The sequence below is a fragment of the Leptospira venezuelensis genome (assembly GCF_002150035.1).
GTDB lineage: Bacteria > Spirochaetota > Leptospiria > Leptospirales > Leptospiraceae > Leptospira_B > Leptospira_B venezuelensis.
In genome coordinates, this window is record NZ_NETS01000010.1 from 16,098 (window position 1) to 30,191 (window position 14,094).

Consider the following 14,094-nt stretch of genomic DNA (forward strand, 5'->3'; position numbering starts at 1 on the left):
AGGGCGGACCGACTTTAAATAGCTATACCAAATAAAATCTGAAGCTGAGCTCCATATGGATTCTGGTGCGATCGAGCTTCTTTCTCCGGTTCTTGCCAATCCTTTTGTAATTGTCTATAATCCCAGGTTGTATTGGTACCGTAAGAACCTCTTTGCTCATGAGTCCCTCTTTCAGGATAGAATAGGACATTTCCTCCTATATGAATAAAAAAACCGGAAGTGAAAATATATCGAAAGCCAGCGCCCGCAGAAAGAAAAAGTTTTTGTTGGGAAATATTCCAAGCATAATCTCTATAATTTCCATTCGGAACATAGCTCTCCGTCTTTCTTTGTTTTTCGGAGTAAGTTTCTAATCCAGCCCCTGCTGCAAAATAATAAGGACCTGAAAAAGGAAACCATTCCATTTGGAGAGCCAATTGTCTTTGGATCTTTTCTGAATTTGTAAGAGTGAATACTCCTGAAAGATCTGGTTGAGCACCATTTACATCCAAATCAAATCTTTGGATGACTCTTTGCTCCTGCCATTGTAAAGAAGCGGCCAATTTAGAAGAAAATTGGATCCCTGAACCGAACCAACTCAGACCGTTTGCAGTAAAACCTCCGATAAAAAATTTTCTAGAACTTCTTCTTCCTTCTTGCTCGAGTTCTCCAGGAACAGGAGCAAGATCTTTGTTTCCCTCCGCGAAAACCGCAGGAGCAATCAATAAGAAGGATACGAAAATTAGTTTTTGAACGAGGTTTTGTTTCATACGAATCCGTCCGGCCGATCCAAGATTCCAAATTTCTTTGGAAAGGTCAAGCTACTCGGAGGAGACGTAGACAGTTCCACCTTTATTCAAAAATTCTTCTGATTTTTCTTTGAATCCTTCTTCCATAGCTTTCTCGTCCGAAATTCCTTTCTCTTCCGCGTATTTTCTAAGCTCCTGGGTCAAATGCATGGAACAAAAATGAGGCCCGCACATAGAACAAAAATGTGCAGTTTTCATTCTATCTTGAGGAAGTGTCTCATCATGAAATGACTGAGCAGTGTCTGGATCCAAGGAAAGTGCAAACTGATCATCCCATCTGAACTCAAACCTTGCCTTACTCAAAAGATCATCTCTTTCTTTTGCGCCTGGATGTCCCTTTGCAAGATCGGCCGCATGAGCAGCAATCTTATAAGCGATCACTCCTTGTTTAACATCTTCTTTATCAGGAAGACCTAAATGTTCTTTTGGAGTTACATAACAAAGCATTGCAGTTCCATGCCAACCGATCATCGCCGCACCAATTGCAGAAGTGATATGATCATAGCCTGGTGCAATATCAGTCACTAGTGGCCCTAATGTATAGAATGGAGCTTCCTTACAGATTTCCATCTGCAAATCCACATTCTCTTTGATCTTATCCAATGGAACATGGCCCGGACCTTCAATCATAACCTGGATGTCTTCTTTCCAAGCGATCTGAGTAAGTTCTCCCAATGTTCTCAATTCAGAGAATTGAGCCTCGTCATTTGCATCTGCAATACTTCCCGGACGTAATCCGTCACCCAAAGAAAAGGAAACTCCATATTTCTTCATTACTTTACAGATCTCTTCAAAACCTGTGTAAAGGAAATTTTCCTCGTGATGTGCCAGACACCATTTTGCAATGATGGAACCACCTCTAGAAACAATACCTGTCACTCTTTTAGAAGTCATTGGAATATATCTAAGAAGAACTCCAGAGTGAATTGTAAAATAATCCACCCCCTGTTCCGCTTGCTCTTCCAAAGTTTCCAAAAACACAGAAAGATTTAAATTCTCCGCCTTACCTTTTACTTTTTCCAGAGCCTGATAGATCGGAACTGTACCAATTGGGACAGGAGAATTACGAATAATCCATTCTCTAGTTTCATGGATATTTTTTCCTGTGGAAAGATCCATCACAGTATCAGCTCCCCATTTGATGGACCAGCGTAACTTCTCCACTTCTTCTTCGATGGAAGAAGAAAGAGCGGAGTTGCCGATATTTGCATTTATTTTCACCAAGAAGTTTTTGCCGATGATCATAGGCTCTAATTCAGGATGGTTTTTATTGGAAGGAATGATCGCTCTTCCCCTGGCGATCTCACTTCTTACAAATTCAGGATCCATACCTTCTCGAAGCGCAACATATTTCATTTCTTCGGTTATCAATCCTTGTTTTGCGAAATACATTTGAGAATGATTTTGGACTGGAGAAGGACCTGAATTTCTCTTCTGGATCCATTCTGCCCTAAGTTTAGGGATCCCCGCCTTCCAATCGGAAGGATTCCATCCGTCTTTCCAAGGACCTTCAGTAGTGTAAGCGCTATAAACGGATCCGTTGCTTAAGCGTATCTCTTTTCGAGGAATTTCGAATGGAGTAATAGTTTGATTGGATTCCATAATGTTTCTCCCATGTCGGGGGAAATTCCGGAATCTGAAAACAGAGGAAAAGAAAAAGGACGTGGAAAGAAGTCCATACGAAATTTATAATCTTTCGCGGACCTAGATCTCGGACGTTTGTTTTTTTCCGTTTCCCTTCGCAGGCATTATCCTGATCAGGTTCCGGGGACTCTCTCAGAGACTTTTGGTCCCACCCCCAACGGTTCTTCTCCATTGGATTCCGAAATTCTAGTCTTGCAAGGAGTTTTTCCGAAACAGTCCGATTCACAATAAGGAGGAAGTGGATATTTATTTTATACAACAAATGTTCAAAATAAAATCCTATATAACGGACTTTTTTATTTTATCCAGAATATCTGTTTGACACCCAGGTCCGCGTCGATATTGTCCTGTCCAATACTTGGGCCCAGCTATAGACATAAATGGTCCAGGTGAAAAACCACTCTACTATACGAAAAGTTTAAGGAGCTATTTAAATGGTTCGTAACATCACGAAAGCTTTGCTAGTTTTTGCCGTACTTTGTTCTTCGTTCGGCTTAAGCGCAAAGTCTTATGTAACTGGAGGCCTCGGTCTCCAATTTGACCTTGGATCATTGGGCGATACAATTGCAACTGATGGTTTGGATGCATCTAGCAGCTACAAAGCTACTGCTACAGATGGAACTACAGGAGTTCTTCCTCGTCGCGCAATCATTCCTGAAAACCGTTTGTTAAGCTTACAGCATACCACAATGGGATTGATCAGCGCTAAAACTAGCGGTGCAATGACTGGTCTTACTCTTTCCTTAGGATATGAGCACGATTTCGGAAAAGCTTTCTTCTGGAGAGTAAATGCACACTACACTCGTAAGGTTATGGGTGGAGATACTAACGCAAAATTCGCAGGACAAACCTTCTACGATATCAATTGGGATTACCATGCACTTCAAGTTCCAGTGAACGTAGGTATCAAAATGTCTGTTACTGAAGATACATCTTTCTATATTGGAGCTGGGGTTCACTACTTCAATGGTGGATGGTTACTACAAGGAAACAATCGTTTGAGTTCTGTTCACGATGCATTGTCGACTTTACCAGCTTCTACACTGGGTAGAGATACATTATTAGGACTTGTAGCTGATGGAACTAGTCCTCCTGCAAACTATGAAAAAACTACCTTCCAAGTTTCCGGATTCGCTCCAAACTGGTTGATCGGTGCTCAAACTAAAATTTCCGATAAAGGTTCTCTATATATGGAAGTTGAGACTCTATTCTCCTTCAAATATGGTATCGGTCACCCAAGATCAGAAGGTGGTGCATCAGGTTTAGCGCCTTCTGTTGCTTATCCTCAAGTTCTTGGTGGAAACCAGTACAGATTTGGATACAAACACGAAATCTAATTCTTAGATTTTTGTTTGGATTATGCAAAGGCTCTCCGCAAGGAGGGCCTTTTTTATTTTTGCTTCTTCCCCTTAAAACGTTAGTTCTCTCCTGCAATTAATAAGCGAAATATAAGTCCGTCTAAACCGAATGGGCTAATCGCCCTCTAACCTCCTTTTATCACATGACAAATATAAATAACTACGGACCTAAAAAAAAGTCGCGGGTATTTTGCATCCTTGCTTCCAATGAGATTGTTTAAGATTAGTTAATGGAGAGACCTATCATGAAACAAATTGCCAAAAGAACGATTGCAACACTTCTTCTGCTTTTACCAGGAATTTATCTAGAAGCAAAGTCATACGTTATGGGAAGTGCTGGATTACAATTCGATCTAGGAGAGTTGGGAAGCACAATCTCCACTGATGGTTTGGATTCTTCGACCAACTACAAAGCTACTGCTACAGATGGAACTACAGGAGTTCTTCCGCGTCGAGCAGTCATCGCAGAAAATCGCCTACTCACATTACAACATTCTTCCAACGGACTCATCAGCGCTAAAACAAACGGAGGTATGACCGGCCTTACTCTATCTTTAGGATACGAACAAGATTTTGGAAAGGTTTTCTTCTGGAGGATAAACGCACATTATACTCGAAAGATTATGGGGGGAGATACAAGTGCAAAATTTGCAAGCCAATCTTTCTATCATATGACCTGGGACTATAATGCTATCCAAATCCCTGTCAATGTGGGGATCAAACTTTCGGTTTCAGAAGACGCTGCCATTTATATCGGTGCAGGAGTTCATTACTTCAAAGGTGGATGGAGTTTAGCTGGTAATAACCGCTTGAATGATTTGCATGAGACCTTAGTCAATGCCGGTATTACAGATACCACCGTTCTAGGCTTAGTTGAAGATGGAACGGCCCCTTCTGCGAATTGGGAAAACACTAAATTTAATGTCTCTGGTATTGCACCGAATTGGTTAATAGGTGCACAAGCAAGAATATCAGATAAAGGTCATATATACATGGAAATGGAAACTTTGTTTTCCTTTCAGTATGGAATTGCCCATCCGAGATCCGAAGGAGGAGCTGTAGGCTTGGCGCCAAGCGTCGCCTATCCTCAAGTTTTAGGTGGAACCCAATATAGATTCGGCTATAAACATGAGATCTGAATTAAACCAAGTCCGTTCTTCCTAATAGTGGTACGAACTTCACAGGCAACCTGTTTGTTTCCTCAAATCGATTTTGTCTTTTTCTAAGAGTGAGGAGTAGTTGAGTATCTTCTTTCCATTCTACCGGAAGCACCGCAAGTCCTTCTTCCGGAAGAGATTCGAACAGGAAACTTCTTGGTCCTGGGATTTTTGGAAAACAAGCAGAGGATACAAATTTGGAAAATTTTCCTTTTGTTCGCGAAAGGATAAGTAACGCGTCTCCTAATAAGATCTTATTTCTTTTTGTAAATCCGGGAGACCAATCTTCCAAAACTCCCAGCGCTCTTTGATACAATTCAGGCACAATTTCCAAGGATAAAAGTTTTGCTCCTAACAAATCCAGAATAGCGGCCAAATATCCGGAACCTGTGCCTATTTCTAAAATTATATCTCCAGATCTTACCTTCAGTTGATCGGCAATGTATGCGACTATATACGGCTGGGAAATTGTTTGTTCTTCCCCGATCGGAACTGCTTTGTCTGCGTAAGAATATTCTCTAAATTTTTCAGGGAGGAAGATATGCCTGGGAACTTTTAGAAAAGCGGAAAGTAAGTTCGGATCCTTGATCCCTCTTTCGGAAATTTGGGTTCGGACCATCCTCTCTCTTAAGAGAACTGTCTCGGCATCATCAAACCTGGAGACAAAGCCTAAATCAGGATTTTCCATTGACGTATAGGCCTGGCTCAGTAATTTGGTTATGGGTTCGGCTTTGTAGCTCAGTCGGTAGAGCAGAGGACTGAAAATCCTTGTGTCGGCAGTTCGATTCTGCCCGAAGCCAAAACCCGATTATCCGTTTTTCCTTTCCTCTCCCAATTTCCATAATTCGGTAAATACCAGATCTTCCACTTGTTTGCAAAGTTCGGGCTTATATAATTTTTTTACCGGCGGTTTTGGATATACATGTATCTCGTCAGTATCCGGTATGTAAGTAAGCATCCGTAAGATCTGATCCTCCCCTTCTATCTCGTACATTGTGTAGGACATCCCTTTAGCAGGGATGATTTGAGAAGTTTCTAAGTATTTCATGATTTTTTTACTTTTTCGACCTTATTCACATGGCCAATTATTTTATTACGGTTCGTGCTTAAATGCACCGTATTTTTTTAGGGTTGTAAAAGTGAAACAAATAGCAATTGAACTAATCTGCTTCTCATTGTTATTAAAAAATCTAAGCAAGATCTTAAGAGAACAAAAAAGGTATATTCACATGAAACTTATTAGCTACTTAAATTAATTTAGCACTTATGAATATTTCTTCAAATCGAATCTAAATACCGGAGTATAACCATAAGAATAGCTGTAACAATTATGGAAAAGATAGCCATTATCGGTAAGAAATCTGCAATTTCCTGCCATGAACTTCCACTCCCATCTGGAACAAACATTTTTGCTTTACATCCCATCTTTGTCATGAAGATAGAAAAGAATAAGACGATGATATAATAAAATACAAAAGTATAAAGAAACCTACTTAATTCTTTTCTTATTCGATTTCGTTGCATTTGGGGTTACCTTATTCTTCGAAGCTTCTTTCCACTGGTCGTATTTATCCAACATATCCTTTACTGTTTCACTTGCACCTAATCCAGCAGTCGACCATGGAGATTCCGGTGGATTTGGACTAAACGGCCCATCTATAAAGAAGTCATAAAATCCTCTAGTAACTCCTGCACCCGTTGCAAAATTTGTCAAATCTCTCCCAATATTACCATATATTAAGCGTTCAGCAACTTTATTTGCAATTTGCTTTTTGGCTTCTGGAGGAGCAGAACCGAAAGCTTTTAGTAAATTTCCGATACTTTGCTTCAAGAATCCTTTAACCCCTGGTGAGGTCAAAACCAAACGAGTTCCGTTTACGACAGTAGCATTCGTTCCTGAAGTAACGACTGAATATGCTGGTCCAGCTTCTAAAAGAGCCAAGCTAGTAATAGCAAAAGGAACATCAACAGCGGTGCGTGTAGCAAATTTAGTATAGTCACCTTCGAGGAGATCTGCGCTAGCATATATTGCATAAGGCGCCAATGTACCAGGCCCGGCGAACCACCTATATTCACCTTTATCTTCTGCCTCCATTTTCCGAACGGTCGGGACGTAAATTTCCTTACGTAGACCGCGAAATCCAGTTCCAAAATAGTGTAACTGTCCTGGGGAAAGCCCCTCATGCCCAGTTGGATCCTTATATAAAATCGGATTCCCTGCCACATACGAGAACCTATTCCAACCCTGAGTGCTCCTCGCTCCATCAATTACACTATCCGCACTCGCGAATCTTGCAATCTGCGGATCATAATATCTTGCATTATAAAAATAGAAATTTGTTTCCTTATCCAGTTCCTGAGAATTGTATTTAGGACTGAAATCTTGGTTTCCTCTTTGAACGAACGTTTCTCCATATGGCTCATATTGCATATGGCTAATTGTATGCGCATTTTCGTCCAGGATCTGACCAACGGAATCTACTTGGTCTGTTAAGAAGTAAGCAGCTACACCTTCCTCGTTTAATGCAGCGATCCGGACTCCGTTTAGATAAATATTATTGATACTTTGGAGAGTATTATCTTCTTCTACGTATTCGAGACCGTAGAACTTGCTTGGATAAAAAATTTCCTGCTGTTTGATTACGGCGCCTTTAGGAACAAGAGCAGTTTTACGAACCCGGAAGCCACCCTCGTCATACCAGTATCTTCCTACCTCAGCTCCATCCTTATCCTCTACGAAGTTAATCCGATTTTCAGAATCGAAATGGATCTGCTTTTTGAGATCCTTGGAGTTATCATCCTGGGTAATCATGTTCCCGACTGCATCGTATCCCATTTGCATGGAACTTAGTCCGGTTAGAGTAGAATCAATTTTCAGAACTTGGTGATTTTGGTATTGATAAGCCCATTCATCGAGAACTTGACCGCCTGCAAAATCATGACGTCTTTTCTTTAGTAAATTTCCGTTTTGGGCATAATCAAAAGATTGGCGGAAGTTTTTAGTATAATTGTCCGCAGATTCTGTATAAGTCCCGCTTGCATTTACAAGCCTATTCAATCCGTCGTAATCGTAGGTGTAATTGGTATTATACTCGGAAGCAGTATTTGTAATACCTATAATATTATTATTCTCGTTAAATGCGTAGACTGCATCTTGTAGAACCTTAGTAGTTCCGTCCACATCTCCAGAAGAGTGAATTTTTATTAATCTCTGTTTTGTATCATATGTATAATCGGTTTGAACTCCGTTTCCTAAATTGAAACCGGCAGTTTGGCCGAATTCATTGTAAGTAATCCCCTCTACAATTGTTTTGCTGCAGAAGCCCGGTAAAATTCCGTTAGTATTTACTTGTACAGAAATCCCTGCGATATATCCTGCACTACCATAAACGTAGCAGGCTTTCATTCTAGTATGGCTGACCGGATGTTCCGGATAGTCGATTGTCGTTACTCTTCCTAATAGATCGTAAGCATAATTCGTTTCATATGGACCACCTGCATCTTGCAAAGGAATTCCTTTGATGGTCCTAGTTTCTTTTTTCGGTCTTCCTAATTTATCATAACTGAAAGTTTTAAATTGAGAAGAACTATCAACTGAGACGAGTTTCCCTAAAGCGTTCTCACTTCCGTATCCGGAATCATAGGAGTAGTGGACATCGCCATCATGCAATTCTTTAAGAATCATCCGACCGAAAGAGTCGTAAGTGATTTGAGTGATATAGCCTCTGGCATCGGTGGTCTTGGTTAGATCCCCAAAAGCATTATACACATTTACAGTAATTCCTAAATCAGGATCGCTTTGTTTAACCAACTGGCCGAAAGCATCGTATTGCCAATATGTTTGGTTTTTTCCAGATAGATCTTTTTGGTTGATCCCGGTGGCGATATCTCCGCAATTTAGATTCACTCCGTTTAGGTCAGATTTTTTGACTAGATTCTCGGAAATATCATAACAGAAACCAATTTGGGCGCTCGTCCCATCGGTTCCGGAATCTTCGATAAACAGACTCTTTCCACGTGCATTCTGTATTGTTTTCTTTCTCGTTCCTCCGCTTGTTTCTACAAGGACTTCGAAAGCGCCATTATAAGTTGTAGTTGTAAAACTAGCAGTTGTCTCCCCTGCCGCTTGCGGCAGAACAGTTTTAGTTTGTCTTCCGATTGCATCGTATTCGAAATAAGTTGGATTCTTCTCTTCCAAATGAAGAGCAAAACTATCCATCTCAGAACCGTCTGCCCAATCAGGTTGTCCAATACGAATTACCCTTCCGACTGAATCATAAACGATCCTTCCCGAACGGACGAATTTCCCATCGGAAGCAGTTTTAACCTGGTAGACGGCTCTTCCCAACCCATCCGAATATTTGCGAATAGAAAAGTCCGGATCCCCAGTTCCGGTGCCCATGCTAGTCAAAGCACTGAAAGGAAAATTAGAGTTATAATTATAAGTAGCGAGTGTTTTAGTTCCGGAATCTGTATCGGCACTTGTTTCAGTAATCCTGCCGTATGAATCATATTCATACTCCGTCTTATTACCGTTAGGATCAGTTACTCGGGTAGGGTTTCCGAAAGAATTCCCGTAATCGATCTCATATATGGTCTTGAAACGAATTCCTCCTCCGAATGCAGTCGATTCTTTCACGAATTGTCTAAGATCGTCGTCATAAACAATTTCCTTTCCTCTAGCGGGAGAAGAACTAGAATCTTTTTCTAAGACCTTATTACCAAGAGTATCATATGCATATTCTAAAATGGAAGTCTTAGTCGCAGGTAAGCCACTTCCAGTATAGGATGTTACTGTTTTTGTTAGATTTCCTTGTGAGTCGTAAGTCATTAGGGAAGTTTTTTCGGTATTACTCCCTTGAAAAGAAACGGACTTCTTAATTCTACGCTCATTACTATTCGTATCTGTCTCGAAATCGAAAGAATTTACGATTGTTTCGGAAGGATGAGAAGCGTCTTCATAATGGTCAGTTGCGCTTTCTACTTTCTTAGTAATACTATAATTGTCTATAGTTAGAAGGTTAGTGCTTGTAGTTGTTCTTGCTCCGGATAGGAAACTTTCCTTCTTAGTAGAATAGGCAACATACGTTGCAACTCCGGGAGAAACCTCCATTTTTTTAACATCATAGGAAGTCAGTGTCTTTCCATAATCCTGATTATCAGATCCGAGGATATGCATTTCTTTTTCTGCACCCGCCAAGGCACGATTCATTAAGAAATCAGAATATGGCATACTATGAAAAGTGTGAACGGTGCTCGCACCAAGACTGTCCTTCATCGAAAAGTTCGTGAAGCCAAAATAGTCAGTCTCTTTTTTGCCGTTTATAAATGCAGAGAAGGCAACTCCGCCACTGTACTGGTAAGATTTCTGGATCCGATTCCCAAACCCATCATCCGCGATAATTTTGGTGCAAACTCTATAAGAAGCAGGCAAATCCGGGATTCCGTCTCCGCCCGTATTATCAAATTTAGTCGAATTATCGTATTCCAAATCATAAATACCGCCAATCCCATTTTTGATACGATTGATAATATCAGGAACAGAACCGGTGGACATGGCATAATACCATGTAGGTTCACCTAAATGAATGATTCCTATATCAGTAATTCCGTCCCCATTATAATCTCCTTGGATCCATTCGAAAGGATAGATCTTGGAAAATAAATCCGAACGATCTACTTCTTTTATCAAATCTGAACCAGGTAAAGGGACAGATGCAACTTTTGTAATATCGAAAATCTTTTTTGTATCAAACTGAACGACGAGAGGATTTCCGCTATTATCAAATTCTCCACTAAAGACGGCAGAAATGGCGGAATAAGAAGATGAGGTTACAGTTCCACCGGAAATTTTGAATTTATAGAAAGTAGAATTATCTCCGATCGATTTTCCGAGTAAAATAGATTTACCCGAAGATTCTGGATACAACCCATATGTAATTCCAGCAGGAATTTTAGAATCGAATTCAGAAGCTGTAAGAGGAAGATTCGGTGTTCCGATTAATCCTAGTTTAGTAAAAGTTATTTTAGAATTTAGAGCATCTACAACACCGACATACCAAGTATGAGTAGAAGTTGAACGATCTACTATAATTAATTGAGAAGTTCCGTCACTCGCTCCTAGGAAATTTCCCGAGAAAAGACTGAAATCTTTTCTTCTTAATCGATTCTGGCCACTTGTTCCTAATCTGAAAAAGTTTGTTAAATTTGTTTGGGTGAGAGCTCCCATAGGAATAAGAATCCGATTTCCCGTTGGCCCACTTAATAAGAGCTTACCTGTGCCTGCGCCAGCTATCGGTTGATCATCAAAGATCAGAACGGACTTCACACTCGAACTGGAAAAATTATCTATGAGATAGGTTGTTTCGTCGTAATAAAAATTTCCGACTTCTGAATCGGAGAAAGAAGCGAAACTTACTTTCTCAAAGGAAGTAGAAGAAGCATTTCGAAGAGCCGAGAAGGAGTTGCTAATTCCTGATTCTTGATAAAACAAAACTTCGTCTTTTGTATTTCTTGTGAATCGGTCCGTTTTTCCATTATTAGCAATCCTTAATCCAGAAGCTTCCGGATTAAAGTCGGAGAATACCCCCGTCGTAGTTGAAGCACCGATCCTAATATCAAATTTTGCAGTTTTTCTATTATAAATTAAAAGTTCAGGAGAAGTAGAACAATCGTTTACCGTAAAACAACCTGGAAATACAAATTCCCCTCTGTTCGGATATTCATTACCGTCATACGCATAGTCTAATAAAATTGTCTTGGTATCCGAAGCTGTCTGAATAACTGCATAATCTTTGCTGATCTTCACTTCATCCAAAGGTAGAGGAGATTTCATTACTCTCTCTGCGGATGGCCCATAATTCATATCACTATAAATGCGGTAACGGAAACCATTTCCGGTCGCCTCACCTATCCAAAACTTGCCATCACTTGCGGAGTAAAAACCGATATCTGTGTTTCCATCTCCATTAAAGTCGCCTTGCAACCATTTGGTGATCTCTTTGAATTGAGGAACCTTGGACCAAACCCTGAAATTGATCGTACGATCTCCTGTTTGTCCTAAAATCCAATCACCGCTGGATCTATCGAATACTAGAAAGTCTGAAAAACCATCTCCGTCGAAATCCCCAGAAAAACGATCCTGTGTAAACAAACGTTGCTCAGGAGCTGTAAATACCTTATATATGTACCAATCAAATTTGAAATAGATAGGACTAGATGTATCTGGGTTCCTATTATTTTCTCCTACGATCCACTTTCCGGAACGTGCATCATAGAGAGAAATATCAGTTCTTCCGTCTCCGTTATAATCTCCCACAAGAAAGTTAACGTTAATTCTACCTTTTCCTTGTGTGGAAATATCCGTAGTGGATTGGCTATCCATATTACCGTCAGGATTGTAATCTCCTCGATACAAATTCTTAAACTTACTAGAGAACTTTAAGAATTCAAATTGGCCGCCTTTATTGAGCATGAGAGTCCATTGACCTGTTGGCTCGTCGAATAAGACTGCATCAGAAAGTCCATTTCCATCATAGTCACCAGGAAACCATTCCATTCTGAAAATATCTGGAATACCGGTCATCAGCCTGCCGTAATTTTTAAATTGGAAGATACTCCCATTATGCTCCGCTACTATAAAGTCACGTGTTTGAGGAAGGTAAAAAGCTATATCTGCCCTACCATCCCCATTATAATCACCGCTTACATTTCCCTTAAAGAAACGAATTTTATCCACATTATCGTAACCTTGATAACGATTCGCATAAGTCTTAAATGAATATCCACCACCCGGTTTTCCTTCTGCAGCCTTCCAATTTCCAGTCTTAGAATTGAAAAAGACAATATCGGAAATTCCATCTCCGTTAAAATCTCCTTCGAATAATTGAGAATCTCCTGGTACATCTTCAGGCTCGGAAGAGAAGGCGTTAGCGACATTCTGCCAGAGCAAGGTACGGGATGCGGTTTGATATTCGAATGTGGGCTTGGTAGTATTTCGATCCGAGTCTACGCTTATAAGTTTCGGGCGACCAGAATCGGCGGAAATCTCGTAAATCATCCGGTATTCCCAAAGTTTGCTTCCGTTATATCCTACTTGGATCTTATCCAGAAGCTTGTTCATTTTCATGACGTAACCTGGTATCTTACTCACATAAGAATCGTCTCTGCTTTTCGTAATGAATCGAACGTATTGTTTTGCACTTACACCGCTACGTGAATTACCTGTATATCTAATTTCCTTTAAGTAAAGAGCACGATTTTCTGAATACTCGGAAGTATCATATTCTATATCAATAAAATTCCCGTTTGTATCTTCTACTTGCGATAAATTCCAACTATATGTTCTGGTAATTTTATTTGGATCGTAAATTCTACTGGAAGATGTCTGACCATATATGGATTTTTTACCGGAGGAATCTCTTACTTCCCAAATTCCACCGTTCTCGATATTCGTAAGTCGTAGAATTGTAAAATCTTCCGCTACAACTTCAGGACGATAGGTTCCATTCTCACTCGAAGAATCACCCGATACTTTGATCAGTTTCTTTCCATTCCAAGAAAAGCTATCTCTTGCATCGTAATACAAAGCACCATATTCCGGAGTTCGAACGATACTTCCCATACCTAGATTCCAACCTATTCCCAACCAGCCGTCTCCTCCTGAAGAAGAGTATGTTAAACCAAGACTTGGTTGCATTCCCGCTCTTCCGGGAGTTATTTCGATCGGATAATTTAAGGAAACCGCTCCGAAATTATTAGGCTCAGGCGGAGAAATAAAAATCGCGCCCGCAAGTGGATTTGCCTTACTCTCAGGGTCATCGATTGCTGCGCTATAATTTGTAGAGATCGAATATAAATCACTGCCTTCCGGAGAAGGAGCAGAACCTGGAGAAGGAAAGGAAGTCCCTTGCACCAATCCTCCAATCGAGAAATTAAGAACTCGGGAAAGTAAATTATTTACTCCGTTTCCTCCATAACAGGAAGAAAGAAAGAAGATGCAGCAAGACGTGAGAAAAACCCGTAAAAGATTTATTCTCAATGGAATATTCTCTTTTTCGATTTTTGACATATCACTCTTCTGCATTAGATTCCTTCTAGGTTTTTTGCAGATTTGAATATGCTTCTCTCTGAGTAGATGAAGCATAT

General features: G+C 40.3%; 7 protein-coding genes, 1 tRNA gene and 1 riboswitch. Of the genes, 3 read left to right on the forward strand and 5 right to left on the reverse strand.

The window, feature by feature from the left end; translation table 11 throughout:
* Positions 1 to 14: 14 nt before the first annotated feature.
* Positions 15 to 749: a hypothetical protein gene (locus B1C82_RS07230; RefSeq protein ID WP_086446949.1), complete on the reverse strand. Its 735-nt coding sequence runs from the start codon at positions 747 to 749 to the stop codon at positions 15 to 17.
* A gap of 51 nt (positions 750 to 800) precedes the next feature.
* Positions 801 to 2,390: a phosphomethylpyrimidine synthase ThiC gene (thiC, locus tag B1C82_RS07235; protein WP_086446950.1), complete on the reverse strand. Its 1,590-nt coding sequence runs from the start codon at positions 2,388 to 2,390 to the stop codon at positions 801 to 803.
* 115 nt (positions 2,391 to 2,505) lie between these two features.
* Positions 2,506 to 2,598, reverse strand: a riboswitch (TPP riboswitch).
* Positions 2,599 to 2,866: 268 nt separating this feature from the next.
* Here thiC and B1C82_RS07240 point away from each other — a divergent pair.
* Together B1C82_RS07240 and B1C82_RS07245 are read left to right on the forward strand one after the other, a co-directional pair.
* On the forward strand, positions 2,867 to 3,769 hold the full coding sequence (locus tag B1C82_RS07240; protein WP_086446951.1) for a porin OmpL1: 903 nt from the start codon (positions 2,867 to 2,869) through the stop codon (positions 3,767 to 3,769).
* A 266-nt stretch (positions 3,770 to 4,035) separates the two neighbouring features.
* Entirely contained in the window at positions 4,036 to 4,929 is an 894-nt protein-coding gene (locus B1C82_RS07245; RefSeq protein ID WP_086446952.1) for a porin OmpL1, read from the forward strand.
* A 1-nt stretch (position 4,930) separates the two neighbouring features.
* Here the strand turns inward: B1C82_RS07245 and B1C82_RS07250 are convergent, their stop codons facing one another.
* A complete protein-coding gene (locus tag B1C82_RS07250) occupies positions 4,931 to 5,635 on the reverse strand; it encodes a protein-L-isoaspartate O-methyltransferase family protein (RefSeq protein WP_086446953.1) in 705 nt (234 codons plus the stop codon).
* A gap of 39 nt (positions 5,636 to 5,674) precedes the next feature.
* On the opposite strand from B1C82_RS07250, the gene B1C82_RS07255 reads away from it, so the two are divergent.
* Positions 5,675 to 5,747: transfer RNA gene (locus B1C82_RS07255), tRNA-Phe, on the forward strand.
* Positions 5,748 to 5,755: 8 nt separating this feature from the next.
* On the opposite strand, the gene B1C82_RS07260 is transcribed toward B1C82_RS07255, so the two are convergent.
* On the reverse strand, positions 5,756 to 5,995 hold the full coding sequence (locus B1C82_RS07260; protein WP_086446954.1) for a hypothetical protein: 240 nt from the start codon (positions 5,993 to 5,995) through the stop codon (positions 5,756 to 5,758).
* Between the two features lie 441 nt (positions 5,996 to 6,436).
* Positions 6,437 to 14,017, reverse strand: coding sequence for a SpvB/TcaC N-terminal domain-containing protein (locus B1C82_RS07270; RefSeq protein WP_086448514.1), 7,581 nt, complete (start codon positions 14,015 to 14,017; stop codon positions 6,437 to 6,439).
* Positions 14,018 to 14,094 lie beyond the last annotated feature (77 nt).

What these genes read in the sequence shown, in the direction of transcription:
- B1C82_RS07230 (WP_086446949.1), bottom strand. Translation starts at nt 749, where the DNA reads ATGAAACAAAACCTCGTTCAAAAACTAATTTTCGTATCCTTCTTATTG.
- thiC (WP_086446950.1), bottom strand. Translation starts at nt 2,390, where the DNA reads ATGGAATCCAATCAAACTATTACTCCATTCGAAATTCCTCGAAAAGAG.
- B1C82_RS07240 (WP_086446951.1), top strand. Translation starts at nt 2,867, where the DNA reads ATGGTTCGTAACATCACGAAAGCTTTGCTAGTTTTTGCCGTACTTTGT.
- B1C82_RS07245 (WP_086446952.1), top strand. Translation starts at nt 4,036, where the DNA reads ATGAAACAAATTGCCAAAAGAACGATTGCAACACTTCTTCTGCTTTTA.
- B1C82_RS07250 (WP_086446953.1), bottom strand. Translation starts at nt 5,635, where the DNA reads ATGGAAAATCCTGATTTAGGCTTTGTCTCCAGGTTTGATGATGCCGAG.
- B1C82_RS07260 (WP_086446954.1), bottom strand. Translation starts at nt 5,995, where the DNA reads ATGAAATACTTAGAAACTTCTCAAATCATCCCTGCTAAAGGGATGTCC.
- B1C82_RS07270 (WP_086448514.1), bottom strand. Translation starts at nt 14,017, where the DNA reads ATGTCAAAAATCGAAAAAGAGAATATTCCATTGAGAATAAATCTTTTA.